The 26,096-nt window shown below is 69.7% G+C and carries 20 protein-coding genes; 8 read left to right on the forward strand and 12 right to left on the reverse strand.

Going from position 1 to position 26,096, the window contains the following annotated elements; genetic code table 11:
- Nucleotides 1-82: 82 nt before the first annotated feature.
- Genes NG1_RS08645 through NG1_RS08660 form a run of 4 tightly spaced genes read right to left on the reverse strand, consistent with a single transcriptional unit; the run spans nt 83 to nt 11,026 of the window.
- The gene (locus NG1_RS08645) at nt 83-1,273 is read right to left on the reverse strand and encodes an RnfABCDGE type electron transport complex subunit D (protein WP_174554908.1); all 1,191 of its coding nucleotides are present in this window, start codon (nt 1,271-1,273) and stop codon (nt 83-85) included.
- A complete protein-coding gene (locus NG1_RS08650; protein ID WP_210750390.1) occupies nt 1,270-3,282 on the reverse strand; it encodes a CRTAC1 family protein in 2,013 nt (670 codons plus the stop codon). Before NG1_RS08650 ends, NG1_RS08645 begins: the two co-directional genes overlap by 4 nt.
- Nucleotides 3,279-4,703, reverse strand: a complete 1,425-nt coding sequence (locus tag NG1_RS08655) for an aminotransferase class I/II-fold pyridoxal phosphate-dependent enzyme (RefSeq protein WP_062969522.1) — start codon at nt 4,701-4,703, stop codon at nt 3,279-3,281. Before NG1_RS08655 ends, NG1_RS08650 begins: the two co-directional genes overlap by 4 nt.
- Complete coding sequence (locus tag NG1_RS08660) at nt 4,700-11,026, reverse strand: type I polyketide synthase (RefSeq protein ID WP_062969523.1); 6,327 nt, start codon at nt 11,024-11,026, stop codon at nt 4,700-4,702. The genes NG1_RS08655 and NG1_RS08660 overlap by 4 nt, the downstream gene beginning before the upstream one ends.
- A gap of 453 nt (nt 11,027-11,479) precedes the next feature.
- Here NG1_RS08660 and NG1_RS08665 point away from each other — a divergent pair, with 453 nt between their 5' ends.
- Nucleotides 11,480-12,028, forward strand: a complete 549-nt coding sequence (locus NG1_RS08665; protein ID WP_168434136.1) for an ester cyclase — start codon at nt 11,480-11,482, stop codon at nt 12,026-12,028.
- Nucleotides 12,029-12,050: 22 nt separating this feature from the next.
- On the opposite strand, the gene NG1_RS08670 is transcribed toward NG1_RS08665, so the two are convergent.
- Nucleotides 12,051-12,776 (reverse strand): TetR/AcrR family transcriptional regulator, encoded by a 726-nt coding sequence (locus NG1_RS08670; RefSeq protein WP_084498786.1) that lies wholly within the window; start codon nt 12,774-12,776, stop codon nt 12,051-12,053.
- Nucleotides 12,777-13,426: 650 nt separating this feature from the next.
- Here NG1_RS08670 and NG1_RS08675 point away from each other — a divergent pair.
- Nucleotides 13,427-14,548: an MAB_1171c family putative transporter gene (locus NG1_RS08675; protein WP_062969526.1), complete on the forward strand. Its 1,122-nt coding sequence runs from the start codon at nt 13,427-13,429 to the stop codon at nt 14,546-14,548.
- Here NG1_RS08675 and NG1_RS08680 read toward each other — a convergent pair.
- Entirely contained in the window at nt 14,545-14,946 is a 402-nt protein-coding gene (locus NG1_RS08680; RefSeq protein WP_062969527.1) for a PaaI family thioesterase, read from the reverse strand. The two genes, NG1_RS08675 and NG1_RS08680, sit on opposite strands and share 4 nt — an antisense overlap.
- A 175-nt stretch (nt 14,947-15,121) precedes the next feature.
- On the opposite strand from NG1_RS08680, the gene NG1_RS08685 reads away from it, so the two are divergent.
- Nucleotides 15,122-15,979: a cyclopropane mycolic acid synthase family methyltransferase gene (locus NG1_RS08685; protein ID WP_157113930.1), complete on the forward strand. Its 858-nt coding sequence runs from the start codon at nt 15,122-15,124 to the stop codon at nt 15,977-15,979.
- Between the two features lie 12 nt (nt 15,980-15,991).
- Here the strand turns inward: NG1_RS08685 and NG1_RS08690 are convergent, their stop codons facing one another.
- Nucleotides 15,992-16,741 carry an SDR family oxidoreductase gene (locus NG1_RS08690; protein ID WP_062969529.1) on the reverse strand — a complete coding sequence of 250 codons (750 nt, stop codon included), beginning with the start codon at nt 16,739-16,741 and terminating at the stop codon, nt 15,992-15,994.
- A 64-nt stretch (nt 16,742-16,805) separates the two neighbouring features.
- Complete coding sequence (locus NG1_RS08695; protein WP_062969530.1) at nt 16,806-17,177, reverse strand: Rv1352/Rv1906c domain-containing protein; 372 nt, start codon at nt 17,175-17,177, stop codon at nt 16,806-16,808.
- Nucleotides 17,178-17,751: 574 nt separating this feature from the next.
- On the opposite strand from NG1_RS08695, the gene NG1_RS08700 reads away from it, so the two are divergent.
- The 3 genes from NG1_RS08700 to NG1_RS08710 all read left to right on the forward strand — a co-directional run bounded on the left by NG1_RS08700 (nt 17,752) and on the right by NG1_RS08710 (nt 20,559).
- The gene (locus NG1_RS08700) at nt 17,752-19,059 is read left to right on the forward strand and encodes an N-acetylmuramoyl-L-alanine amidase (protein ID WP_062969531.1); all 1,308 of its coding nucleotides are present in this window, start codon (nt 17,752-17,754) and stop codon (nt 19,057-19,059) included.
- Between the two features lie 85 nt (nt 19,060-19,144).
- Complete coding sequence (locus NG1_RS08705) at nt 19,145-20,179, forward strand: CobW family GTP-binding protein (RefSeq protein WP_062969532.1); 1,035 nt, start codon at nt 19,145-19,147, stop codon at nt 20,177-20,179.
- A gap of 188 nt (nt 20,180-20,367) precedes the next feature.
- Entirely contained in the window at nt 20,368-20,559 is a 192-nt protein-coding gene (locus tag NG1_RS08710) for a hypothetical protein (protein WP_040868744.1), read from the forward strand.
- Here NG1_RS08710 and NG1_RS08715 read toward each other — a convergent pair.
- From NG1_RS08715 to NG1_RS08730, 4 genes are read right to left on the reverse strand one after another with little or no spacing between them, the layout of a single operon-like run.
- The gene (locus tag NG1_RS08715) at nt 20,549-21,568 is read right to left on the reverse strand and encodes an AraC family transcriptional regulator (protein ID WP_062969533.1); all 1,020 of its coding nucleotides are present in this window, start codon (nt 21,566-21,568) and stop codon (nt 20,549-20,551) included. The genes NG1_RS08710 and NG1_RS08715 overlap by 11 nt on opposite strands.
- A 56-nt stretch (nt 21,569-21,624) precedes the next feature.
- Nucleotides 21,625-22,059, reverse strand: a complete 435-nt coding sequence (locus tag NG1_RS08720) for a molybdenum cofactor biosynthesis protein MoaE (protein ID WP_062969534.1) — start codon at nt 22,057-22,059, stop codon at nt 21,625-21,627.
- Nucleotides 22,046-23,101 (reverse strand): bifunctional molybdenum cofactor biosynthesis protein MoaC/MoaB, encoded by a 1,056-nt coding sequence (moaCB, locus tag NG1_RS08725; protein WP_062969535.1) that lies wholly within the window; start codon nt 23,099-23,101, stop codon nt 22,046-22,048. Before moaCB ends, NG1_RS08720 begins: the two co-directional genes overlap by 14 nt.
- Nucleotides 23,098-24,342 (reverse strand): molybdopterin molybdotransferase MoeA, encoded by a 1,245-nt coding sequence (locus NG1_RS08730; protein ID WP_062969536.1) that lies wholly within the window; start codon nt 24,340-24,342, stop codon nt 23,098-23,100. Before NG1_RS08730 ends, moaCB begins: the two co-directional genes overlap by 4 nt.
- Nucleotides 24,343-24,689: 347 nt before the next feature.
- Here NG1_RS08730 and moaA point away from each other — a divergent pair, with 347 nt between their 5' ends.
- Together moaA and NG1_RS08740 are read left to right on the forward strand one after the other, a co-directional pair.
- Nucleotides 24,690-25,748 (forward strand): GTP 3',8-cyclase MoaA, encoded by a 1,059-nt coding sequence (gene moaA, locus NG1_RS08735; protein ID WP_062969537.1) that lies wholly within the window; start codon nt 24,690-24,692, stop codon nt 25,746-25,748.
- Nucleotides 25,741-25,983, forward strand: a complete 243-nt coding sequence (locus NG1_RS08740) for a MoaD/ThiS family protein (protein ID WP_062969538.1) — start codon at nt 25,741-25,743, stop codon at nt 25,981-25,983. The genes moaA and NG1_RS08740 overlap by 8 nt, the downstream gene beginning before the upstream one ends.
- Nucleotides 25,984-26,096 lie beyond the last annotated feature (113 nt).

Genomic DNA, 26,096 nt, shown 5'->3' on the forward strand with positions numbered 1-26,096 from the left:
ACGCGTCGGCGGTCATGCCGTGCGGCCGCGGTGACACCCATGGTGAAAGCGCCGAGCACGCGGCGCGGCTCGGCGCTGGCGGTCAGGAGCGGGCCGCCTCCTTCGCGGGCTCGGGTTCGCGTGCGATGTCGGCATCCAGGTCGTCGGCCACCACGGGCTGCTGCACGGCCGGGGTCGCGCCGCGCTGCCCCCACCACTCGGCGATGCCGCGCACCCACCAGTAGACGCCGCGAGCGCCGCAGACGACGACCAGCGCGATGAACAGGCCGTAGGAGATGTGCAGCGCCGTGACCACGCCGTACATGATGCCGACCGAGGCGCCGAACATGATCTGCTGCTTCTTGCCCGACGGCGTGGTACCCGGGTCGGTGACCATGTAATTGGTGAACAGCACGAACGCCAGGCCGGTCATCACGCTCAGACCGCCCAGGATCGAGATGTTCGGTTCGATGAGCCCGCGCACGATGGCTTGCAGCGCGAACGCGCCCACCCACGCCATGATCAGCGGCATCTTCAGCGTCAGCTTGGCGTTGAGCATGGTGCCGGTCATCAGCAGGCCGAGCACGATGAGCGCGTCCGCCGGGCCGGTGATGTATTCGGTGAAGTGGTACGGCGGCGCCACCGCGATCATCGGGAACACCAGGAAGCACACCACGACACCGAAGTTCGACGGATTCATGAAGTGGCGCATCTTGCCGTTGATCTTGGCGCGCAACACCCACTTGGTACCGACCGCGACCACGATGCCGAAGATCACCGGCCACAGCTTGTCGTGCGCGAAGGTCAGGAAGTTGAACGCCAGACCGGTGATGTGCGCGGGCAGCAGGAACTCGAACAGCCCACGCGGCCCACGGCCCCGGAAGGCGGGCGGCCGCTTGTACGCCCACGCCGCGAGGACTTCCAGCCCGATCTCGGTGGAGTACGCGGTGGCCAGCGCGATGAACGGCCACAGGAACGGTTGCTCGAAGCCGAGCAGCGGGAATCCGATCAGGTTGAAGATCGTGATCGAGATGGCGAAGTTGCGCAGTGCCAGGTAGCGGGGGTCTTTGGTCGCCGCGGGCTTCTCCACCCATTCCTTGGCGAACTCGGTGCCCGAGCGCTGCACGGCCGAGATGCGCTCGGCTGCCGTAACGCTGGTCCCGTTGCCGTTACCCGCCGTGGCGGCCGGATTGTCGCCCGCGGCGCTGCCGTTGCCGTCGGCCGCCGGGGTTTCGTGATGACCGTTCGACGCGGCTTTCGCCTCGCCCGGATCCTTCTTGTCGTTGTCGCTCATCGCTGCTTGACCTCCTGCGCGTCCGAGGCGAGGTTCACGGTGTGCCAGCCCGGCGCGAGCTGGAGGGTTTGGTCGTGCGGGGTGCCGTTGGTCTCCCGCCAGCGGAGCACGACGTTCAGCGGGGCGGCGGGGTCGACGTCGCCGAGGCCGATGTGCACCTCGGTGGCCCGCTTGCCGGTGTGCCCGCTGCCGCCGTCGAGGTGGCTGGTGAGCAACCGGCCGTCCGCCGTGCGGACCTCGACCTGGGCGTCCACCGCGGGAACGCCCTGCGTGGGAAGACCGGCGATGGTGTTCGTGGTCGCGGTGCCGTCCCAGGCCTGCTTGAACAGCTTCAGGCCGAGGAACCGGCCGTTGCCCGCCTTGTTGTTGTGGTAGAAGGTCGGATCACCCCATTGGCGCGCGACGGCGAAGCTCAGTGCGCCGTTGCCCGAGGTGTCGCCCACGGCGATGCCGCGGGAGGGGACGGGGGTGTCCATGCCGAGAGCATGGGTGAGGTTGGCGAATTTGCCGTCGTCGCCGCGGCTGAAGAAGCCGACCGGATTGCTGCCCGCCAGATCGGCGTCCGCGCCGATGATCGGCCAGGACCACGGGTACTTGGTCAGGTTGTCGTTCATGGTGCCGAGTTCCTGGATCTGCGGCCACCGGTTGGTGTCGCCCTTGATCATGCCGGTGGCCTGGACCACCTCGTTGCGACCGTCGTTGTCGAAGTCGTCGATCTTGGCGTCCCAGCCCCAGGTCTCCCAGGCCAGTCCGACGTCGGTGGCGCGATTCTTGAACGGGGCGACGCCCTCGGCGAGCTGACGCGCCGCGTCGGCGGTGTCCTTGGCGGTGTTGTAGAAGGCGAAGTGGCCCTCCATCAGCGCGAAGCGCACGGCGATGTTGCTGACGAACAGGTCCGGCATGCCGTCGCCGTTCAGGTCGCCGAAGTCCGCGGCCATGCCCTTGTCCGAATCATGGCCCATCACATACGACTTCGGCTCGGTGATGCCGCGCTCGCCCTCGGCGAAACCGAAGCGGATCCGGCCCGGTGTCGACTGGTTGACGAACAGGCGGTCGCGCCCGAAGTCGTTGGCCACGTACAGCTCCGGCAGCTGATCGCCGTTCAGGTCGGCGGCGGCGGCGGCCAGCGCCCATCCGGTGTCCATGCCGATCGGGAACGGGTTGGCCACCTCGCGGTAGTCGGCGGTCGGTTCGTTGCCCGACGCGGCAGAGGTCAGCGTGAAGATCCGATCCTTGCCGCCGTTGCGCGCGTTGGACAGCGAGTCGGTCATCCACAGCGCGAGCTGGCCCTCCTTGGAGAGCACGTCCATGTCGTTGAAGTACTGACCCAGGTAGATGTCCGGCTTTCCGTCGCCGTCGAAGTCGGAGACCGACACCGCCGCGGTGATCCAGCGCTCGCCCTCGTAGTGCCCGTCCGGGGTGTTCGGGGAGGGGACGATGTCGATCGGGCGGAATGCCTTGGCGTCCAGTCGGGTCGCGTTGGCGCGTTGCAGGTACAAGATCGGCGTGCGGCCGTAGTACGACACCAGCGCGTCCATCCGGCCGTCACCGTTGTAGTCGCCCGGGATGCAGCCCGACGGGACGGTGGAGGAGTCGACGGGCAGCGGCGCGGGGTCGAGGACGAACGGTTCGTACCGGCCGGTGTTGCTGTCCGGCGTCGGGGTGAGGAAGGCCGTGTCCGAACGGGGATCGACCACGCACAGGTCGTCGGCCAGCCGGTTGCCGTCGAAGTCGTTCATCGCGATCGCCGCGCCGACCGAGGAGATCCAGGCCGACAGGTGCTTGTACGGCTCCCGCAGCTCGCGGATCTTGCGGTCGGTCGGCAGGCCCTTGGGCAGCGCGATCGGCATCGCGGTGAAATCGAACTTGCTCGCGATCGGCCCGCCCGCGTCGTCGTAGGTGGGCAGCAGCGCCGACCGCGCGGGAATGAACAGCGAGCCCATCAGCAGCAGGGCCACCCCGGGGACCACCGCTTTTCGGAGGAGGGATCGGTTGATGGGAATTTTCACGAGTGCTGCTCCTCATGGGCGAGAGTGAATTGCTGTCCCGCGGTGTCCGCGAGTCCGTCGAGCACCTCGCGCAGCGTGGCCAGCGCTTGGTCCATGTGCTGCTCGGTGTGCCTGCAGTTGATGAAGAACCGCAGCCTTGCCTCCCCGGCGGGGACGACCGGGTGGGTGATGGCGTTCACGCTGAAGCCGCGTTGCAGCATGGCGAGTGCCGCAAGCACGGCCGGTTCGTCGGCGCCGGTCATCACGGGGATGATCGGGGAATCCTCCGACATGCCGATGTCGAACCCGTATTCCTTCGCGCGACGGTGGAAGTACTCGCTGTTGTGCCGCAGCCGCGTCACCCGTTCCGGTTCGTCGCGCAGTACCTCGAGCCCGGCCAGCGCGGCGCCGATGGCCGAGGGGGCGGGCGCGGCGGTGTACATGCTCAATCCACCCGCGACGTACTTGAATCCGTCGACCAGTTCCCGGTTGCCCGCGAGGTAACCGCCGACGCTGCCGAGCGCTTTGGACAGGGTGCCCATCCACACGTCCACGGCGTCGCCGGGCAGGTCGAACAGCTCGCGCACGCCGTGCCCGGTGGCGCCGAGCGTGCCGAACGAGTGCGCTTCGTCGATCATGATCGAGCAGTCGTAGCGCCGGGCCACCTCGATGATCTCGGGCAGCCGGACCACGTCGCCGTCCATGCTGTAGAGACCCTCGATGATCACCATGGCCCGGTCGAAGCTGCGCCGGGACATCTTGAGGATCGTCTCGAGCGACTCGGGATCGTTGTGCCGGAACGAGACCCGCTTGCAGCGCGACCACTCCGTGCCGGAGACCACGCTGTGGTGGATCAGCGCGTCGCAGACCGCGAGATCGCGCTTGCCGAGCAGGAATCCGACCGCGGCGGCATTGGTGAGGTAGCCGCTGGCGGTCACCAGGGCTGCCTCGGTGTCGTAGACGCGGGCGATCTCGGCTTCCAGCGAACGATAGATCGGCAGCTCGCCCGCCACGATCCGGACCGCGGCGGCGGAGGTGCCGTACTGATCGATCGCGTCCTTGGCGGCGTGGCGCACCCGCGGGTCGGCGGCCAGGTCCAGGTAGCCGAAGCTGCTGAAGTTCACCACATCCCGGTCGGCCATCCTGGTCACCGCACCGCTGACGCCCTCGTGCGGCAAGTAGTACGGGTTGACCAGACCGACCTGTTCGACCCAGGCGTCGAACCGCCCGAACCGCTGCCCGGCCTCGAGCACACCGGGGTGGTCACGGAAGGACGTGTGGGCGGCCCCGCGCGGTGCGCTGTGGCCGTTGGCGGTGGTCGCGGACGCGGATCCGTTCGTGGTCCGCGCGCCGTCGGTCGCGGGCGCGGCGGCGCCGGTCTCGCCGCTCGCGTGCCTGGCCAGCAACGCGCGGGCCAGCTCCCTCGGGTTGTTGTCGGTCATTCGTCCTCGCTCCTCGCCGCGCGCTCTTCTTCTTGGGCAATCTGCTCGGCAATCCGCGCGCCGAGCCCGCGCAACGTCAGTCCGATCACGGCGAGCACCGACAGCTGGGTGCCGAGCACCTGCACCACGCGGGCGCCGAACTCCATGCCCATCAGCGAGTCCATGCCGAGTTCGGGCAGCGGGGTGTTGAGGTCCACCGTCTCGGCGTCGACGCCCAGCACCGCGGCGAGCTGTTCGGCGAGCAGGTAGGCCACCACCTCGCCGCGCTGCTCCAGACCCAGCTGGAGGATTTCCGCCCGCAGCGCACCCGCGCCCGACGCGCCGCCGCCCGCGGCCGCCACCAGGTCGGCGAAACGCGGCGTCCGGGTGGACGGGCGATGGGCCAGGGCCCACTGGCTCCAGTCCACGTCGAACAGCACGATCTGCGGCAGGTCCAGCCGCAGGCACTCGCCCAGCAGATCGGTGGCCACGTCCATGTCCACCGAGCGGTAGCCGGTCATCTCCGCATACCGGCTGACCGCCTCGTAGTCGGCCATGCCGCCGCCACCGCTCATGAAGCCCCAGTTCACCGCCAGCGCGGCGGCGCCACGGGCGCGGCGGGCCGCGGCGATCATGTCGAGCACGGAATTGGCCGCCGCGTAACCGAATTGGGGCGAGATGCCGACGATGCTGCTCGCCGAGGAGAACAGCACGAACATGTCGAGTTCGATGCCGGCGGCGGTGACGGCGGTGTCCAGGTTGACCGCGCCCGCGACCTTGGGCCCGAAGATCTCCGCCAGCGACTCGGCGGTGATCTGCGGGACCTCGAGGTTGTTCACCACACCGGCCGCGTGGAACACCCCGCGCAGCGGACGCCCGCTCGCCTGAATGCGCTCGACCAGCGCCACGACGGCGTCGTAGTCGGACATGTCGAGGCGTTCCTCGACGACTTCCGCACCGGCGGAGCCGAATTCGGCGATCGCGGCGCGGGCCGCCTCCGTCGTGGCGCCGCTGCGCCCGGCCAGCACCAGCCGGCGCGCGCCGTTGCGGACCAGCCAGCGCGCGGTGGCAAGGCCGAACGCGCCGAAGCCACCGGTGACCAGGTAGCTGGCCTGCGCGTCGATCGGCAGACTCGGTCGTCTGGCCAGCACGGTCGGTTCCGGTTCGCGCAGATCGAGCACGACCCGGCCGATCTGCTTGGACCGCACCACGGTTTCGAACGCCTCGGCGGTCGACGAGAGCGGGAACGCGGTGTAGGGCAGGTAGTCGTAGGTGCCGTCGTTCAGGGCGTCCATCGCCCGGCGGGCCGCGCGGCGGACCAACTCGGGCCGTACGGCCAGGGCGCGGTCCATGTCCACGGCGAAGAACGACAGGTTCCGGTCGAACGGGCGCAGGTCGATCGCGCCGCCGCCGTAGATGTCGGCCTTGCCGATCTCGACGACCCGGCCGAACTCGGCGGCCACCCGCAGGTTCTGCTGGAGGATCTCACCGGGGGAGGAGTTGTAGACCACGTCGACGCCGCGTCCGCCGGTCAGCGCGAGCACCTCGTCGACGAAGCTGATCGACCGCGAGTTGACCACCTCGTGCGCACCCGCCGCCGTGGCCACCGCGCGGCGCTCGTCCGAGCCCGCCGTCGCGATCACCCGCGCGCCGAGGCGCACCGCCACCTGGACCGCGGCCATGCCCATGCCGCCCGCCGCGCCGTGGACCAGCACCGTCTCACCCGGTTGCAGGTGCGCGAGGTCGCCGAAGGCGAATTCGGCGGTGAGGAAGGGCAGCACCGAGCTGGAGTGGCACGGGTCGAGCACCGTGTCCGGGTAGTCGAGGGGCATCGTGGCGCCCTCGTCCGGCCGGAGGGTGACGTGCCGCCGGACCAGGTCCCGAGCGCATACCGACATCTGGTCACCGACGGCGACCTCGGTCACCCCTGGGCCGACCCGCTCGACCACGCCGAACCCGTCCATGCCCAGTTCGGTGCCGAAGTATGTTCCGGCCAGCTCCTTTTCGGTGAGCACCCCGAGCGCTTTGAGCGCGTCCTTGTAATTGAGGCCCACCGCGTCCATCCGGATCTCGACCTCGCCGGGGCCCGGCGCCACGCGGTCGACCGCGCGCCACGCCAGATCCGACAGCAGCCGCGAGCGCGAAATCTCCAAGCGGAACGAGCTTTCCGGGTCGGTCAGGGGCGCGGCCTCGTCCCAGACCGCCAAGTGCTCGCGCAGGGATTTGCGCAGGTGCAGCGCCCAGCACGCGCCCGCGCGCAACGCGACCTCGTCGGCGCGTCCGTCGCCGAACACCTGCTCGACGATGTCCGCGGCGCGCGTGGCCGGTTCGGTGTCGACCAACCGCCAGTGCACCGCGGGTTGCTCGTTGCGCAGTGTGCGCCGGGCGCCGGTGAGCGCGGCCTGCGCGGGATGCGCGAATGTGTCGATCGGCAGGCAGAACGCCTGTTCGGTGACCACCACCGCGCGCACTTCGGCCGCCGTGGCCTCGTCCTCCTCGCCGACCACCAGTTCGCCGACCGCCTTCGCGACGAGGGCGAGCCCGTAGGCGTTGGGCACCGCGTCCAGCTCGGCGCCGGACACCACGACGAGCCGGCCGCGCGTCACGCCGGGCCGCTCGTGAGCGGCGCGCAGGGCGGCCAGGACACGATCCGAGGCGCCGGCCTCCTCCGGTTCCAGCGTGAGGATCTCCGAGGAGGTGCGGGCGCTGGCGATTTCCTTGGCGCGCTGGGAGACGGTGCTGCCGAGGCTGACCACGAGCAGGAACTCCTCGCCGCCCGCGGGTTCGTCGGCGGTCGCGGTGTCGTCGACGATGGACCACACCGGCTCGTAGAACAGGCCGTCGAGCTGCTCGTGCAGATCCGGCTCGGCCGCGAGGCTGGCGAACCGCACCCCGGAAAGCGTCAGCGCGACAGCGCCTTCCGGTGCGGCGACGGTGATATCGGCGCACAGCGGATCACCGTCCACCCGGCGGACCAGCACCACGGCCTGCTCGGGCAGCGGCCCGGTCCAGCGGACCCCGGCGACCGAGGACGGCACCACCACGCTCGCGCCGCGCGCGGTCTGGGCGTACAGGGCGGCGAAGCACTGCAGCGCGGCGTCGACCGCGGCGGGATGGGCCAGGTGCGGCAGGCTCGGCGCGCTACCGGCCGGCGGCGTGAGATCGAGCCGGGCCAGCACGGAGTCGGCGCCGACGCGGGCGTCGGTGATCAGCCGGAAACTCGGCCCGTAGGCCAGACCGTGGGCCGCGAGGCCGTCGTAGAGCGTCGCCGCGCTCACCTCCACCGCGTCCGCCGCCGGCGTGAGGTCGATGTGGCGCGCGTCGACGTCCGCTTCGATCAGCCTGCCGTGCGCGTTGACCGTCCAGGTGGTCGCGGTGGCTGCGCGCGAGCGCAGGGTGAACCGGTGGGTGGTCTCCTCGACGGTGAGACGCAATACCGGCACGTCGTGCTGCCCGATCACCAAGGGCGCGACGAACTGGACCGACTCCAGCCCGAAGGAGGGGCGACCGGTCCGCACCGCGACGGCGCTGAGCGCGGCGTCCAGATAGGCCGCGCCGGGCAGCACGACCGATCCGTCCACGACGTGGTCGGGCAGCCACGGCAACGCGGCCACCGACAGCTCTACCTCCCACTCCGGAGCGGACGCCGCGGTGCGCCGGCCGAGCATGACGTAGCCGTCGACGGCGCCGAGGCGGTCCGCCTCGATCGCCGGGTCCTCGGTCCACAGCGTGCGGCGCTGCCACGGATAACGGGGCAGGTCCAGATGCGCGGCAGGCGTTTGTGCCCCGCCGGGCGCGTGCGTGGTGTCCAGCCCGCCCACCTGGTACAGCTCGCCCACCGCGCGCAGCAGGTTGTCGTGGTCGTCGGCGTTGCGCGAGAGGGTGCTGATCGCCGCGCCGTCGAGACCGCGGCGCACGAACGCCTCCTTGATATTGCCGCTGAGCACGGGGTGCGGCCCCACCTCCAGGAAGACCCGGTGGCCCGCGTCGAGCAGGCTGTCCACGGCCGCGCCGAACCGCACGGGCTCGCGCACGTTGCGGCACCAGTACTCGGCGTCCCACTCGGGCCCGGACAGTTCACCGCCGGTGACGGTGGACCAGATCGGCACCTGTGCGGGTCGCGGTGCGAGGCCGGCCAGCACCGTGGTGAGGTCGCCGAGAATGGGGTCCATCAGATGGCTGTGGTAGGGCACCTCGACGCGCAGCGCCTTGGCGAAGACGCCCGCTTCGGTGAGTTCGGCTCGGATACGGTCCAATTCGGCCGGGTCACCGGACAGCGTTACCGCGGAGTGGCTGTTGATCGCCGCGACGCAGACGCCCGGCACGCCCGCGAGGCGCTCGCCCACTTGCTCTTCGGACAGGCCGACGGCCAGCATGCCGCCGGTGCCCGCGGTGGTGGCCTGCAACCGGGCGCGGTGATAGCTCACCAGCAGCGCGTCGCGCAGTGACAGCGAGCCGGACGCGTAGGCCGAGGCGACTTCGCCGACGCTGTGGCCGACCACCGCGGCGGGGTGGATGCCGAGTTCGGCGAGTTCGGCCACCAGGGCGGCCTGGACCAGGAAGTTCGCCGGTTGCGCGTACGCGGTCCCGGTGATCCGCGACTCCGCTTCCGGGCGCAGGAGTTCTTCGACGATCGACCATCCCGCGATCTCGCGGAAGATCTCGTCCATCGCCCGCGCCGCGGCGGCGAAATGCCCGTCGGCCTCGAGCAGGCCACGGGCCATACCCCACCACTGCGGGCCCATGCCGCTGAACACGAACACCGGCTGGGTGGATCCGTCGGTCAGCGCGCGGGCGGGCGGCTTGCCCGCACCCACGGCGAAATCGGCCAGCTGGGAACGCAGATCGTCGGTGTCGCGGTAGGCGAACGCGGCACGCAGCGGGTGATGCGCGCGCTGCACCCACGCCGCCTCGGTCACCGCGTCGACGGGGGCGGTCTCGGTCAGCTCGTGCAGCTGGGTGGCCATCGTGCGCAGCGCGGTCTCGTTGCGGGCCGACAGCGGCAGCACGGTGATCGGCCCGCGCGCGGACTGCTCGGCGGGCGCGGGCACTTCGGGCGCGCGGGTGAGGATCGCATGGGCGTTGGTGCCGCCGTAGCCGAAGCTGTTGACCGCCACCGCGGCCCGGCCGTCGTCGTTCGGCAGCGGCTCGGTCTCCAGCGGAATGCGTACCCGCAGTTCGTCGAACGCGATCTCGGGGTTCGGGTTGTCCAGCCGCAGTTGCGGAGCGATGACGCCGTGATGCAGTGTCAGCGCGGCCTTGATGACGCCCGCGACGCCCGCGGCGGCCTCGGTGTGCCCGATGTTGTTCTTCACCGAACCGACCGGCAACGGTTCGTCGCGGCCGTCGACCGCGCCGTACACCGCGCCCAAGGCGGCCAGTTCGAGCGGGTCGCCGACCGGTGTGCCGGTGCCGTGCGCCTCCACGTAGCGGATGTCGTGGGCGTCGATGCCCGCCAGCCGGCGCACCCGCAGGGCCAGGGCCTCCTGCGCGACCGGGTTGGGCACCGGGATCGCCAGCGTGCGGCCGTCCTGGTTGACGCCGCTGCCGCGCACCACCGCGTAGATCCGGTCGCGATCGCGCACCGCCGCCTCCAGCGGCTTCAGCACCACGGCGCCCGCGCCCTCGCCGCGGCCGTAGCCGTCGGCCGCCGCGTCGAAGGACTTGCAGCGGCCGTCGACCGCGAGGAACCGGCCTTTGCACATGGAGATGAACGCCTCGGGCCGCAGCATCGCGTTGGCGCCGCCGACGATCGCCGTCTCGCATTCACCCGACTCCAGCGCCAGCATCGCCTGGTGCAGTGCGACCAGGGAGGAGGAGCAGGCGGTGTCGATGGTCATGGTCGGTCCGAGCAGATCCAGCAGGAACGCGATCCGGGCCGACAGCAGCGTGTGCGAGGAGCTGGTCGGGCTGTGGCTGTTGATCGAGGCCCGCGACAGCGAACCGCTGCGCACCAGCGCGTTGTCGTTCATGAAGCCGCCGACGAACACGCCGACCTCGCGACCGCCGACCCGGCCCGCCATCCCCGCGTCGTCGAGCGCCTCCCAGGCGACTTCGAGCAGGAGCCGTTGCTGCGGATCCATGATCGACGCCTCGCGCTGGGAGATGCCGAAGAACTCGGCGTCGAACTCCCACAGCGACCGGGTCAGGAATCCACCGTGCCTGGTGTACATCCGGCCCGGTGCGTCCGGGTCCGGATCATAGAATTTCGCGAGATTCCAGCGGTCCGCCGGTACCTCCACGATCCCGTCGCCCTTGCGCACGACGAGATCCCAGAACGAGTCCGGCCCCTCGATGCCGCCCGGAAAACGGCAGCCGATACCGACAATTGCTACATTGGGCATGCAAAATCCCCTGGTGCTCAGGTATTCGAAATCGCAGGCGTTTTCACGTCGGCGTCGTCGAATCAGCGTGGAGACAACCGGAATCGCGACGCCGGTATGCCTGTTCGGCCACGACGTCGTCCGGAGGTGAAGTGGTTCCGCGGTAGGAGGTCAGTGTCCACCCATGGTAGGAGGCCCGATTCGCGAAGGTCAATAACGAATCGTGCGGGAGTGGACCGAAAAGCATTGCGCGGTAGGTAATGACAGAACCGTCATCAATGCAGTTCAGGGCGGGTATGACGATATTATTCTCCTGTTATTACACAGTTATGGCCTTGCTGAACTCGCCGGATTACACCGTTATTCCGATGTTATTTCTCGGAATTCGGCGCCGGATCGCCGGAAGTGTTGAGCACGTGCTCCATTCGTGGCTACGATGGCTCGTCGAATACGCACCGGCGAAAGGCGATGGGCGTGGATCCGTACAACACCGGGCAGTTCCGTATCGAAGCGGAGGCCGAACCCATCGAGAGCCCGGCGTGGCTGCTCGAGTTCACCGAGCAATACATCGCCGGGTGGAACAGCGGGGACGGTGCGGCGGTCGCGAAGTGCGTCACCGAGGACACGATCTGGCACGACCCCTCGCTGGACGCGCCGGCGCACGGGCGGGCGGGTGTGGAGAAATTCGTCACCGACACGGTGCGATCGTTCCCGGATGTCGCCTACACCAACCCCTTCCCGCCGACGCTCGCCGCGGACAACCGGCTCGCCCTGGTGCCGTGGCGGATGACCGGCACCCATCTGGGCCCGATCGACCCGCCCGGTTTCGGCCCGACCGGCAAGCGAATCGACCTGCTGGTCATCGACGCGTGGCAGTTCCGCTCCGGGCTCATCTGGCGCAGCCAGGCCACCTGGGACCTGACCGAGATGCTGCTGCAACTGGGTCTGATGCCGCCGCGCGGAAGCGCCGCCGAGCGCGCGATGGCACGCGCCCAGCGGTTCCGGTCCCGGCTGCCGTTCTGACCGGTACCCGGCTACGCGGGGTTCAGTCGCCGAACTTTTCGGCGAAGCGCTCCACCGCGAGAAGGACCGAGGCGCCGACGGTCTCCAGTTCGGCGCCCATACCGGCGAGAAGATTCACGATCGCGGGCACCAGCACTTCGAGTAGGCCGTCGTCGCCCAAGTGGCCGGCCATCTCCAGCTGGACGAAGCCGAACAGTCCCATCCACAGCTGTGCCGCGGCCGAACGGACGTCGGGAGTGTTGATCAGTCCCGCGTCCTGTGCGCGCTGTACCGCGCCGACCACGTGGTCGAAGGTCTCCGCGTAGTGCTCGAACTCCGAATCGTGCCCGGCCACGAGCACATTGCCGCGGTTGATCTTCATGTCGATGCGTGTGCCGGTGCCGAACATCAGCTGGAACAGCTCCGGCCTGCGCTGGGCCTCGTCCCGGAACACCAGGCCGAGCACGAGCAGATCGGTGATCGGCTCCTCGCTCACCCCGGCCGCGTTCATCCGCTCGGCCAGCTGGGCGAATCCGGCGGAGCCCGCCGCCCGGATCAGCCCGGGCATGCCGCCGAAGTTGGAATACACCGCCATCGTGGAGACTCCGCACATGCGCGACACGCGGCGGACGGTGAGTGCGTGCAAACCCTCGGTCGACACCACCTCGACGGTCGCGTCGATCAGTCGATCGCGCAGGGCGGTGTTCATCGTGTCCGTCCCGGCCGGGCGCACGGCTAGTTCAGTTGTTCCGGCAGTTTGCTTGCTCATCGCTTCCGTTTCCCCAGCACGGTCACGCCGTGACGCATAGATCCGCTAGTGCGCTGTCTTCGGGAAGGCGGTACCGCCGCTCGACCGAGGGCACCCCGGTCGCGGTCACCGCGCGGGCGCCCGGTCTCGGGGCGGTGGATCGCGGCCGGAATGGTCGGCCGTGCCTCGGCAGTGCCGCGACGGCGATGTCTATTTCGATCGATGCACCATCGATTCGCTCGGTCCGGAAAGCTGATCGTGGTTCATCGCGCACAGAAATCTCCGTTCTTGCCGCACGAACGGGCGGGCAGAGCATGAGGGGGAGCCGCGTTCGCGGGCTACGAAGAGCAGGCGCACTCGCCGGGAAGTGCGTGTCGGAGGTGGGTGTCGTCACCGAAACTCTATGTGATACAGCGTAACGTCCACAGGCGAACGGCCAAATGTTCCGCCTTGTTCCCCCATTCGCTGCGCGGCGCTCGATTGTGGCATCCCACGACCGAAGTGGCAAACTTCTGGACGGGGTGACAATCGCGCTCCGTTTCCGCTCGATACCCGGCGCACGATTTCGCAAAGCGGACAAATAGGGCTGCCGATTCTCGATCCGCACGGTCATGAACACGCGGCAACGGTACCGTTCACCGGGGACAGTTTCGTGGGTGGGAGGCCGGCCGATGTCGTCATCGATCTCGGGAATCGTCGCGTGGCCGGTCATCGGTTTCGTCGCCGCCGTGCTCGCGGGCCGGTGTTTGCTGGTACGCGAGACCGTCGTCGACAAACTGCTGAATCAGCTGTTCCTGTGGGGCTTGCTGAGCCTGCTGCTGTATCGCTGCACCATGACACCCGGCATCGCGAGCTTCACCCATCAGCTCTCGCTCGGCTGCACGGTGATGGCGTCGATGTGCCTGCAAGGGATCGTCCGCATCTGGGCCTTCGACGTGGACCCGGCGGCGGTACGGCGCAGGCACCGCGTCTGCCGCGTGCTCGCGGCCGCGGCCACCGGCGCGATCCTGCTGGCGGGCACGGCGGCCCGGCAGGAAGGCAGACTCGTCGACCTGACCCTGGATGCCGAGGGATTGGTGGTGTGGACCGCCTTCGGTCTCCCGCTGCTGGTGAACGTCTCGCTGCTGGCCCGCATGTGCCTGCGTGAGCTGCGGGCGGGCGGCGTCGGCCTGGCGGAGAAGCTGGTGTGCGCCCTGATGATCTGGGCAGCAACACTTTTCGGTGTGAACCTGGTGCTGTCGACGGTACGGGCGGTCACCGGATGGCAGCGCTGGGGTACGCATCTTATCCGGATCGAAGCGACGGTCACCATCTGTCTGGCGATCGACGCGACGGTGATCGCCATACCGCTGATCCGGTCGCTGCTGGCCACGGCGGAACTCGATCGAGCAGGACGATCGTGCCGCAGGTTGCGCCCGCTGTGGCGGGATCTCACCGCCGCCGTCCCGGAGATCGTGCTGCGGCCGGCCGCGGGCGAGCAGGCCGACGCCGGGACCCAGCTGTTGCGGATGACGGTGGAGATTCAGGACGCGCTACTGCATCTGGGCCGCTACGCCCCGGCACACGGGGCATCGGCCGAGTCGGGATGTCCGATGACCGACTACGCGCGGCAATTGGCGTGCGCGGCGGTGGCGCGACGGGAGGGCTCGGCGCCGATCGGATCGACCTCGGCCCGGCTGCCGGTGCCCGCGGCGGATTTCGCCGCCGAGCTGCGGCAACTGCTCGAACTGGCCCGCGTGTGGCCCGCGGCCCGCGCGGCGGCGGGCGAGCGGGCCCCGGTGGCCGTCGGCTAGAGCACCGCTTGGGTCTGGGTGACCTTCGCGACCAGCTTGTCCGCGTCGTCCCGGATCACCGTCTCCACCACGATGAACGAGCGTCCGGCATGCAACGGCACCGCCGACGCGATGGCGTGCCCGGAGCGAACCGCGCGCAGGAAATTCGTCTTCGATTCCACCGTGGTGGTGCCCTGCTTGCCTTCCGGCAAGTTCAGGAACGCGCAGACCGCGCCGGTGGCGTCGGCGAGCGACATCAGCACCCCGCCGTGCAGCATGCCGCCCAGCGTGCACAGCGATTCGTCCCAGGCCAGGCGGCTGCGGACCAGCTCGGGGCCGTGGGCGAGCACCTCGACGCCGAGGCGTTCGGTGAACGGCATGGTCTGGTGGAAAAGCTTGGTGCCGGTCTCATCGATCATGGCCGTGATCTTGCCCGCCGCCGGTCATGGAGTCGATTACTTCGCGGGTAGTCGCCGGCCCGCCCCGTTGCCGGATGGAGACCTGCACATCGGTTCCGTATCGGTCCGCCGTCGGTGAAACGCGGCGACTGCTGGCGGGTATCAGCTCATGAACCCGATGAACAGGAGAAACGCGATGACCGGACTCCAGCCGTTCTATCGGCAAGTGCAAGCCCACTACGACCTCTCCGACGAGTTCTACGCGCTGTTCCTCGACCCCACCATGACCTACAGCTGCGCCTACTTCGAGCGACCGGACATGACGCTCGAGCAAGCACAGCGCGCGAAGATCGATCTGGCCCTCGGCAAGCTCGACCTGCGGCCGGGGATGACCCTGCTGGACGTCGGATGCGGGTGGGGCTCGACCATGCTGCGTGCCGCCACCGCCTACGGCGCGCGGGTCGTGGGGCTGACGCTCAGCCGCAACCAGTACGAGTACGTCGCGGACAAGATCGAACGCGAGCGCGTCGCCGACGCGCAGGTGCGGTTGCAGGGCTGGGAGGAATACGACGGCGAAGCCGATCGCATCGTCAGTATCGGCGCCTTCGAGCACTTCCGGCGTTCCCGCTACGAGACATTCTTCGAACGATGCCACCGGACGCTGCCGCCGGACGGCAGGATGCTACTGCACACCATCGTCGCGTACACGCTGAAAGACCTGCGGCGCATGGGCATTCCCGTGAGCCGGGAAGACGCGCTGTTCCACATCTTCATCAAGCGGGAGATCTTCCCCGGCGGACAGCTGCCGCACCCCGCCGAGGTGACGCGCCTGGCCGGCCGCGCCGGCCTGGGCACGGAGAAGATCCAGGAGCTGCGGCCGCACTACGCGCGCACCCTCGACTGCTGGGCCGATGCGTTGCGGGCGCACCGTGACCGGGCGATCGCCCTCGCGTCCGAAGAGGTCTATCAGCGGTACCTGAAGTATCTGACCGGGTGCGCGCGGCAGTTCCGCGAGGGCCGCATCGACGTCATGCAGTTCACGCTGGTCAAGTGAGCGTCGGCCGGGTCAGCTCAGCCGTGCCACCAGGGCGTCGGGCAGGTGGGGGAGCGCGAGATCGATCAGCCGCCAGGGCCACCCGGGCACACACGCTCGTCGCCGCTCCTTCTCGATGGCGGCCACCATCGATGCGACGCCTTTGTCCAGGGGCGCAACCATCCGCGCGTCACCCGCCTTGGCCGCCATGTCGGTGGCGATGAAACCCGGCAACAGCGTGGTCACGGCGATCGGCGACCGCGCCAATTCGGTGGCCAGTGCGGCACCGAGCGCGGCGAGGCCCGCCTTGCTCGCCGAGTAGGCCGCCTTCTTGCCGGGAAGCCCGCGCACCGCGCTCATGGATGCGACGAGCACCAGGTGGCCGGCCTGCTGCGCGCGGAAGATCTCCAGCGCCGCCTCCGTCTGCGCCAGCGCGCTGACGAAGTTCGTCGTCGCCGTCGCGAGGTTCGCGTCGGCCCGCCCGCTACCGATCGGCGCTCCCTTGCCGATACCGGCGTTGACGATCACGCGATCCAGGCCGCCGAGTTCGTCGCGCAGCTCGCCGAAGACGATCGGCACCGCGGCGTGGTCGTCCACGTCGAGGGCGCGTACCGCGACGGTGACTTCCGGGTGCGCGGCCACCAGCTCGTCGCGCAGCGCCGTGAGCGCGGCCGGCCTGCGGGCGCACAGCGCGAGATCGCGGCCCTTGCCCGCGAAGTCGCGCGCCATGGCGGCCCCGAGGCCCGCGCTCGCGCCGGTGATCAGAATCCTCTTCCGCGTCATGCGGCTGACCCTAGCCTCTGTTGAACACGAGTCAATACGCCGCCCGGCGGGACGCGCCGCGCGGTCAGCCGCCGAACGAGCCGGTCGGCGGCGGTGTCGGCAGCAACCGCCACGCCCCGCAGTTCTCGGTCTTGAACCCCACGTCGGTCGGCTTGATCTGCACCCGGACCGGACCGAGCCGGGTGTAGTTGTTCGCGAGGATGTACTGCATGTTCGTGTTGTCGCCCTCCACCTTCCACAGCCTGCGCCAATCGCAGGCGTAGGCCGGGTCGGGGGTGCCGGGCGCCTCCCAGATTCCGGGCACGATGTCGACGCCGACCAAGTAGACGCCGTCGTGCGTCATGGTGTTCGCGGGCTCGGCCGCCGCCGTCCCCGCGGCGAGCAGAGTCACCGCGCAGCTCATGGCTCCCGCGACGAGGAGTGCGCTTGCACGCATACCGGTTCTCCTTGACTTGTACTACCGCCGCGTCCACGGTCGTCGTGCTCCCCGCGGCCGCGTCCGACCCGGGAGATCCCCGCATCTCCGCGGCAAGGAATACCAGAACCGACCGAGCGGTGTGCCCGGAATCCCGTATTCCGGGCGGAATGTCGTCGCGGGCATCGCCCGGTCGCGGCGCGGCGGGGCGGGGCGGGGCGATGGTACGAACGGGTCGAGTCCGTCACGCTTCGCCGACCGGTCGGCCGACGATCTACCGGGGGTGCAGTTACCCGCTGTCCACCTCCGCCCTCTCGCGCGGGGATTGCCGAGCAGATCGAGCGTGACCATCACTCTCGGCAAGTCGCCGACAATTTCCGCGCGCCGTTCGGTGTGGTGCCGAGCCGGATGCATTACGCTCTGCTACCTCTGCGCAAACTGACCGAGCGAGCCGGACGGCCGGGCGTCGCGCATGCTGTAACACTTCGATCACGCAACTTGCTTTGCTGATACACACGTTGCCAGAGTTGACTACTGGGTTTGGTGTTACAAGTGGGAAGGGAGGGGTGCTCCGTTTCGGAGCACCGACCGCACTATGAAGCCAAGCATCATCAAGGCAGGGATCTGTACCGCCGTCACAGCCGCGGTGACGGTGACGTTGTCCGGGTTGCTCCCGGCCACCGCGCAGGCGGCGCCGTCGGCGCTGGATATGTCGCAAAAGCTCGCTGGCAAGACCGTTTTCCTCGACCCGGGACATCAGGGGTCGAACCATTCCCAAGATTTGGCAAGACAGGTCAGCGATGGCCGCGGCGGCACCAAGGACTGCCAGACCACCGGCATGACCACGATGAACGGCGTTCCCGAGCACACCATCACCTGGAACGTCGCCCAGGTCGTCAAGACGTCGCTGGAGACCCTCGGCGCGCACGTCGTGCTGAGCCGCCAGGACGACATGAATTGGGGCGGCTGCGTCGACGATCGGGCCCGCGCGGCGAGCCAGTCCGGCGCTGACGTCGCCGTGAGCATCCACGCCGACAGCGCGCCCGCACAGGATCGCGGGTTCCATCTGATCGTTCCGGAGCTGCCGATCCCGAATCTGATCGTCGATCAGGTCCAGTCGGGAGCGGGCCTCGCCGCGTCGAAGTCGGTGCGCGACGCGTACCGCGACGCGGGCTTCCCGCCCGCCGACTACGGCGGCGTTGTGGACGGTCTGCAGACCCGCAGCGACATCGCCGGGCCCGCGCTGACCACCGTTCCGCTCGTCTTCCTCGAGATGGGCAACGGCGCCAATCCCGAGGACGCGGCGCTGCTGGAAACACCTGACGGGCAGCTCGAGCACGCCATCGCGCTGACTACTGGAGTGGTCGGTTACCTGCTCGGCGCACCGCAGCCTGGTATCTCACCGGATCAGCAGGCAAGCCAGACCACTCCGCAGGGCACGTCGCTCGACCGTCCCGCGGTGGCGCCGGAAACGCCGCAGGGCCAGACGAATCAGGGTACTCCCCAGGCGCAGACGAACCCGGTGGTGCCGCAGGCGCAGACGATTCCGGCGGTGCCGCAGAGTTGGACGACTCCCGGTGTGCCGCAGAGTCCGGCGGCCCCCGCGGTGCCGCAGGCGCAGTCCGTTCCGAGCACCTCGACGCCGAAGCCCGCGCCCGGCACCGCCACCCCGCAGTCATCGGGCACCCCCGCGGTGCCGAATGCACCGGGCACCTCCGGAACCCAGTCGCCGGGCACGCCGAACGCGCAGCAGTCACCCGGGACCGCCGGGGGCAACGCTTCGATCATGGAGTTGCTGATGCCGTTGGCGAAGATGCTGGGCCTGGACGACAACGCGATCACCACGGAGCTGATCAACCTCGGCTACAGCCTGGCGGGCATGCTGCTGGGTTCCTCGAAATAGTCCGCACACCGAACCCGCCGGACGCCATCCTCACCACCTCGAGGGTGGCGTCCGGTCTTTCCCGCGGCGCACTAGGGTGAGCGGAATGGCTGACCGGATTCCTGTTGTGCTCGTCGCGGGGTTTCTCGGTTCCGGAAAGACCACGCTGCTCAATCACTTGCTGCGGGACAACCGCGGAACGCGGATCGGGGTGGTGGTCAACGACTTCGGGGCGATCAACATCGATTCGATGCTGGTCGCCGGGCAGGTGGACGCCATGGTCTCGCTCGGCAACGGGTGCGTGTGCTGCGCGGTCGACGTCACCGAGCTGGACGAGCTGTTCACCCGGCTCACCCAGCCGAAGGCCGGAATCGACGTGATCGTCGTGGAAGCCAGCGGCTTGGCCGAGCCGCGCAGCCTCATCCGGATGGTGGTCGGCAGCGACAATCCCCGCCTGCGCTACGGCGGCCTGGTCGAGGTCGTCGACGCCGAAGAGTTCCCGCGCAGCAGTACCCGCCACCCGGAGCTGCGCACGCATCTGCGGCTGGCCGATCTGGTCGTGGTCAACAAGGCCGACCGGGTTGCGCCCGAGCAACTCGAACGGCTGCGCGAGGACGTCGCGGCGCTGGTCGGTTCGGTGCCGGTGTACGCGACCAGCTACGGCCGGATCGATCCCGGGCTGCTGTTCGACCAACCGCACCGCACCCGCCCCCTGGTGGCCGAGCAGCTGAGCTTCGATGAACTGCTCGTCGAGCACGACCACGACGATCACGCCGGGCACCGTCATCTGCACGACGACTACGCCAGCGTCTCGTTCACCAGCGAACGAGCGCTGGACCCGCGCAAGCTGATCGGCTTTCTGGAGGACCCGCCGCCGGGATTGTTCCGGGCCAAGGGGTTCGCCGCCTTCGGGGTGGCCGACGAACGCAGGAAGTTCGTCCTGCACATGGTCGGCCGCCACATCGTCTTCGAGCCGGGCGGCTGGGCGCGCGGCGAAGCGCGGGGCGCGCAGCTGGTGCTCATCGGGGCAGGCCTGCGCACCGACACGGCACTGGCGCGGCTGCACGACACCGTGCACGACGACGCCGAACCACTCGACGCGCAGAGCATGCTCGGCGTGTGGCGCTATACACCGCACTGAACGCGCGCCAGATTGGCGCGTTTGTTCGCGACATGTCGCGTTCGGTGCTGGTGACAGGGCAGTCTTTTCATGAGACTGAATGCGTGTCCGCCGGTCCGCGGGCACTGGGAGCGTACTGCCGCCCGCGGCGCCGCTCGGCAGCCCATCCGTGACCGACCGAATCGTTCCGCGACCGATGGGAGTTTCCCGTGTCAGATTCCATGGAGAGCGCCACCGCGTACGTCATCGAGGCGCTGGAGGCCAAGGGCACCGCCACCCGCGAGGACTTCGACGTTCCCGCGATCGTCGCCGAGACCCACGCCATCGCCAACAGCTGGGATTTCCGTGCGATCGAGGACGCGACGTTCTGGTCGATCGCCGCGCGTTTCATCAGGCCGTGAACGTCCGCTCCACCCACTCGGCGCGATACGCCGGGGTGGCCAGCGACCACCGCCGGGCCGCTCGCCGCATCGATCCCGGGTCGGAGTAGCCGAGAATCTCGGCCTGGCGCGACGGGCTCAACGGGCCGGTGGCCGTCGCGGCGATCAGCCGCGCGCCGCGTGCCCGATCCAGTTCCGCGCGCCAAGTGGTGCCCGCCTCTCGCAACCGCCGCTGGAGCGTGCGGGGGCTGGTGGCCAGCCTGCGCGCCACCCGCTCGAGGGACGCGTCGCCCTCGTCCAGACAGTCCGCCAGCGCGGCCGCGACACGCTCCGGCCAGGCGGTTGCCAGCGGCGGCGGTGGCGGAAGGGCCGCGGCCAACGGCCGCAGGATGCCTGCCAGGACCGGATCACTGGTGGTGAGCGGCAGATCCATATCCGAGGCGCGGAAGGTCATGGCGTCCACCGGCGCGTCGAACTCGATCGCGGTGGTGCCGAATACCTCGACGAAGGTGTCGGTCTTGGCGGGCGCGCGCTGGCGCAGCGAGACCCGCAACGGGGCCAGCGGTTCGCGCACCACGCGCCGCGCGCGGCTGAGCACCGCGCACAGGCCCCACAGTTGAGTGAGATCCCGGCCCCGGCCTTCCCCGTCGATCATGTCGAGATACAGGGTGACTTCGTCGTTCTCCGCGACCAGGTCGAACCGATGGTTGGTGGTCACCGCCGTGACGTAAGGCCCACAGGTCGCCAATCCGGCGCCCAGCGTCGGGGCCGAGGAGAACAGGTAGTCGTAGAGACCGAGGCAGGTGAGTTCGTAGCGGCTCGCCACGTTCAGGGCGACGTCCGGATCGCCGAGTTCGTGTTCACCGATCTCCCACAGCCGGGAGAACGTCTGGCTGGGCAGGTGCACGTCGTCGCCCGCCATGGTCCACTCCGGCAACCCGGATTCCCGGAGCAGCCGGTCGCGGTCGACGCCGGCCGCGGTGAGCTGCGAGATGACGAACCGGTGGAGCAAGACCTGGTCGGTTCCCACGCCGACACGCTATCCCGGTCGTGTTGATTCGTCATGAGATTCATGTCACGGTCAGGTCACCCGCAGGCGTTCACCCATTCGGACAGGCCGTCGGCGAATAACTGGCGCTTCCAGATCGGGACTTCGTGCTTGATGCGATCCACCAGTTCCGAGCACGCCGCGAACGCCGCGCCCCGATGCGCCGCCGCCACCGCGACGACGATCGCGCGGTCACCGATGCCGAGCGAACCGACGCGATGCACGGCCGCGACCGGCAAACCGTGCGCGGCGGCCAGTTCCGCGCAGACGGTGCGCAGGAAGCGTTCCGCCTGCGGGTGCGCGGAGTATTCCAGGGCCGAAACGGCCTGCCCGCCATCATGGTCGCGGACCTTCCCGGTGAACACCACGACCGCGCCGTAGTGCGGTCCGCAGACCGCCTCCTCGACCTCCGCCGGGTCGAGCGGCTGGTCGCTGATCCGGGCGAGCCGGACCTCGGCCTCAGTCGTTGTCATGACTTCCACCTCCGGCGACTTGTGCGAGCAGATGATCCAGCAGCGGTTCCAGCACCGCGATGCCGTCGCGAACGCCACCGGGCGATCCCGGCAGATTCACCACCACCGAGCGCCCGGCCAGCCCCGCCACGCCGCGACTCAGCGCCGCCAGCGGGAATTTCGCCGTGCCGCGCTGCCGGATCGCCTCCGCGACACCGGGGAGTTCGCGGTCGAGCAAGGCGAGGGTGGCCTCCGGTGTCCCGTCGGTGGGGGACGCACCCGTCCCGCCGGTGCTGATGACGAGCGCCGGTTCGAAGCGCAACGCGTCGGCCAGGCCGAATTCGATCTCGGCGTCCGCGTAGACCAGCGGGCCCCGCACCGAGAAGCCGAGTCCGGCCAGCCAGTCGGCGAGCACCGGACCGGTGGTGTCCTCGCGGGTCCCCGCCGCCACACCGGTCGACGCGACCAGCACCACGGCCGACCGTGGCTCCTCGTCGAGTTCCGGCTCGGCGTACTCCGAGATGTCCGGCTCGGTATCCGCGTCCTCGGGGGACAGGTCTTCCTCGGCGGAAGGCGGGATGGGGCCTTCGTCGGCCGGGCGCTCCCAATGTCCGCGTTTGCCGCCTTCTTTGGTGAGCAGCCGCACGTCGGTAAGCGTCGCCGCGGGGTCGACCGCCTTCACCATGTCGTGCAGGGTGAGCCCGGCGACCGCGACCGCGGTGAGCGCCTCCATCTCCACACCCGTGGGACCCTTGGTCTTCGCGGCGGCCTCGATCGTGATGGCGGTGTCGGTGAAACCGAACTCCACTCGCACCGACGACAGCGCCAGTTGATGGCACAGCGGGATCAGTTCGGAGGTCTTCTTCGCCCCCGAGATGCCCGCGATGCGTGCGGTGGACAGCACATCCGCCTTCGGCAGGTCGTCGGCCCGCACCAGCGCGACCACCTCGGCCGTGGTGCGCAACTCGCCTGCCGCGACGGCGATCCGGGTGGTGTCGCTCTTGGCGCTCACATCCACCATGCGGGCGCGGCCTTCCTGGTCGACATGGGACAGCTCGCTCATAAGGACCACACTCGCACAAGCGCTCCGGCGGGCAGCGCGGTGACCTCGGCGGGCACATCGATCAGCACCTCGGCCCACGCCATGGCCGCCACGAGATGCGACCCGGGACCGGACACCACCTCGACCGCCCGGGGTTGCCGGTGCGCGGGCGATTCCCCCGGATGGGCGCGGATGAGTCTGCCGCGCAGGAATTGCCGTTTCCCCTCCGGCGAGCGCGGCACGGCGCCGGCCAGAGGAAGCTCGTAGGTGTCCACCTCGGGCAGACCGGCGAGACGCCGCAGGATCGGGCGGGCGAACACCTCGAACGACACCATCGTGCTGACCGGATTGCCGGGGAAGCTGAGCACCGGCACCCCGTCGACCACGGTCAGTCCCTGCGGGCCGCCCGGTTGCATCGCGACCGAGCCGAACCGCCCGCCCATCGGCTCCAGCACGTCCTTGACCACCTCGAAGTCGCCCTTGGACACGCCGCCGGAGGTGAACACCACATCGGCGTTCTCGGTCGCCGCCGACAGCAGCGCGCGGAAGCGCGCCGGATCGTCGGTGCTGTGCGCCACCGAGACGACATCGACGCCGTTCGCCGCCAGCGCCGCGGCGAGGGCGACGCCGTTGGAGTTGTAGATCTGCCCGGGACGCAGCGGCTTTCCGGCCGCGACCAGCTCGTCGCCGGTGGTGATCACCGCGGCGCGCACCGCCCGGAAGACCGCCACCGCGGGCAGGCCGACGGCGGCGAGGGCGGCGACATGCCGGGGGGCGAGCATGGTTCCCGCCCGCACGAGCAGATCCCCGGTCCGGACGTCCGTCCCCGGTTCCCGCACGAATTCGCCTGCGCTGCGCCCGCGTTCGATGGTCACCGTGCCGTCGCCCACCTGGGTGTCCTCCACCGGCACGACGCAGTCCGCGCCGGGCGGGATCGGCGCACCGGTCATCACCTTCATCGCAGCGCCCCTCGGCAGCGGCGTGCGGCCCGCCGCGCCCGCCGCGACCACGCCGGTCAAGGGCAGGGTGACCGGGGCGACCAGCACCGATTCGGCGCGCACCGCGTAGCCGTCCATCGCGGAGTTCCGGAACACCGGCAGCTCGATCGGCGAGCGGACGTCCTCGGCCGACTGCCTGCCCAGCGCCCGCGGCACCGGGACGGACTCGACCGTGCGCGCGGCCAGTGGCCGCAGCAGCTGTTCGATGCTGTCGCGGTAGTCGTCGACGGGCCTGGCCGAGACGCCGGCGGGCCGAGGGTTCATGCGAGTCAGCCTAATGGGTGCGGTCGGACGTAGTCCGTCCTCAGCCTGCGCATGGCCGGAGCGAAGGCGGAGGAGCCTGCGCATGGCCGGAGCGAAGGCGGAGGAGCCTGCGCATGGCCGGAGCGAAGGCGGAGGAGCCTGCGCATGGCCGGAGCGAAGGCGGAGGTACGCCTAACGCCCGATCCGGGCGGTTTTCCGCCTCCGTCGCCGCGCGCCGGTCCGTGCGCAGGTCGCCCGGCGTCGCGCTCGTCCCCGGCGCGGGCCTCACCGCCGATTCGCGGCCGTGGTGAGCCCGAAGTGAGCATTCCGCCCGCAGCCGAATCGGGACAGGCGGTCATAATGGACGTGTGACTCTGGTCGAGATCGGGATTCCCGCGGTGCGTTCCGGGCGTCCCTCGCTCGCCGGCCGTCCCGACACCCCCTACTTGCTGGATCGGTTCGGACGCGTCGCCCGCGACCTACGCGTATCCATCACCGAGAAGTGTTCGCTGCGCTGCACCTATTGCATGCCGGAGGAGGGGCTGCCGGAGATTCCCCGGCACGAACTGCTCACGGTGGACGAGATCGTGCGTCTGGTCAGCCTTGCGGTGCGCGAGCTGGGCGTACGTGAGGTCCGCTTCACCGGGGGTGAGCCGCTGATGCGCCGCGAGCTGGAACAGATCATCGCGGGCTGTCACGCCGAGGTGCCGCACATCCCGCTGGCCATGACGACCAACGGCGTCGGGCTCGAGCACCGCGCGTTCGGCCTCGCCGCCGCGGGACTGCATCGGGTGAACGTGTCGCTGGACACCGTGGACCGGGCCGGTTTCGCGCGGCTGACGCGCCGCGACCGCCTCGAATCGGTGTTCGCGGGTGTTCGCGCCGCCCGTGCCGCCGGACTGGCGCCGATCAAGGTCAACGCCGTCTTGATGCGCGAAACCCTCTCCGGCGCATCGGATCTCCTGCGCTGGTGCTTGGACGCGGGTTGCGAACTGCGTTTCATCGAGGAGATGCCGCTCGACGCCGACCACGAGTGGGCCCGCGCCAACATGGTCACCGCCGCCGAGCTGCTCGACGTGCTCGGCGCCCGGTTCGGGCTCACCGAGGCCGGCCGCGCCGATCCGTCCGCCCCGGCGGAGAAGTGGCTGGTCGACGGCGGCCCCGGCACCGTGGGCATCATCGCCACCGTGACCCGCAAGTTCTGCGACACCTGCGACCGCACCCGGCTCACCGCGGACGGCATGCTGCGCTCCTGCCTGTTCAGCGACCAGGAATTCGACCTGCGCCAGGTGCTGCGCTCCGGTGCGGGCGACGACGAGGTCGCGACCCTCTGGCGCGGTGCGATGTGGAACAAATGGGCAGGTCACGGCATCGACGCCGAGGGCTTCGTCCCCCCGGAGCGGACGATGGGAGCCATCGGTGGTTGAGATCCGCTATTTCGCCGCGATCGCCGACGCCGTCGGCAAGGACAGCGAAACGCTCGACTTCCCGGCCGGAGCGACGGTGGCCGACCTGCGCGCCGCCCTGTCCGCGACCTACGGCCCGGACCTGGACAAGATGCTGTCGGTGTGCGCCTATCTGATCGGTGACGAGCTCACCCGTGATCCCGCCGCCGCGCTGAGCCCGCGCGTCGACGTCCTGCCCCCCTTCGCCGGGGGATAGCCCGGCACCGCGTGCGGCGGCCCACCCGCACCGGCGGGCACGCCGCCCTCGCCGATGGCGTCAGGTGCGGCGGTTCCCGGCGCGCCGTCTCGCGCCGGGCGAGTCGGTCCGTG

It is taken from the genome of Nocardia gamkensis NBRC 108242 (assembly GCF_001612985.1).
GTDB lineage: Bacteria > Actinomycetota > Actinomycetes > Mycobacteriales > Mycobacteriaceae > Nocardia > Nocardia gamkensis.

What these genes read in the sequence shown, in the direction of transcription:
- NG1_RS08645 (WP_174554908.1), bottom strand. Translation starts at nt 1,273, where the DNA reads ATGAGCGACAACGACAAGAAGGATCCGGGCGAGGCGAAAGCCGCGTCG.
- NG1_RS08655 (WP_062969522.1), bottom strand. Translation starts at nt 4,703, where the DNA reads ATGACCGACAACAACCCGAGGGAGCTGGCCCGCGCGTTGCTGGCCAGG.
- NG1_RS08660 (WP_062969523.1), bottom strand. Translation starts at nt 11,026, where the DNA reads ATGCCCAATGTAGCAATTGTCGGTATCGGCTGCCGTTTTCCGGGCGGC.
- NG1_RS08670 (WP_084498786.1), bottom strand. Translation starts at nt 12,776, where the DNA reads ATGAGCAAGCAAACTGCCGGAACAACTGAACTAGCCGTGCGCCCGGCC.
- NG1_RS08675 (WP_062969526.1), top strand. Translation starts at nt 13,427, where the DNA reads ATGTCGTCATCGATCTCGGGAATCGTCGCGTGGCCGGTCATCGGTTTC.
- NG1_RS08680 (WP_062969527.1), bottom strand. Translation starts at nt 14,946, where the DNA reads ATGATCGATGAGACCGGCACCAAGCTTTTCCACCAGACCATGCCGTTC.
- NG1_RS08685 (WP_157113930.1), top strand. Translation starts at nt 15,122, where the DNA reads ATGACCGGACTCCAGCCGTTCTATCGGCAAGTGCAAGCCCACTACGAC.
- NG1_RS08690 (WP_062969529.1), bottom strand. Translation starts at nt 16,741, where the DNA reads ATGACGCGGAAGAGGATTCTGATCACCGGCGCGAGCGCGGGCCTCGGG.
- NG1_RS08695 (WP_062969530.1), bottom strand. Translation starts at nt 17,177, where the DNA reads ATGCGTGCAAGCGCACTCCTCGTCGCGGGAGCCATGAGCTGCGCGGTG.
- NG1_RS08700 (WP_062969531.1), top strand. Translation starts at nt 17,752, where the DNA reads ATGAAGCCAAGCATCATCAAGGCAGGGATCTGTACCGCCGTCACAGCC.
- NG1_RS08705 (WP_062969532.1), top strand. Translation starts at nt 19,145, where the DNA reads ATGGCTGACCGGATTCCTGTTGTGCTCGTCGCGGGGTTTCTCGGTTCC.
- NG1_RS08720 (WP_062969534.1), bottom strand. Translation starts at nt 22,059, where the DNA reads ATGACAACGACTGAGGCCGAGGTCCGGCTCGCCCGGATCAGCGACCAG.
- moaCB (WP_062969535.1), bottom strand. Translation starts at nt 23,101, where the DNA reads ATGAGCGAGCTGTCCCATGTCGACCAGGAAGGCCGCGCCCGCATGGTG.
- NG1_RS08730 (WP_062969536.1), bottom strand. Translation starts at nt 24,342, where the DNA reads ATGAACCCTCGGCCCGCCGGCGTCTCGGCCAGGCCCGTCGACGACTAC.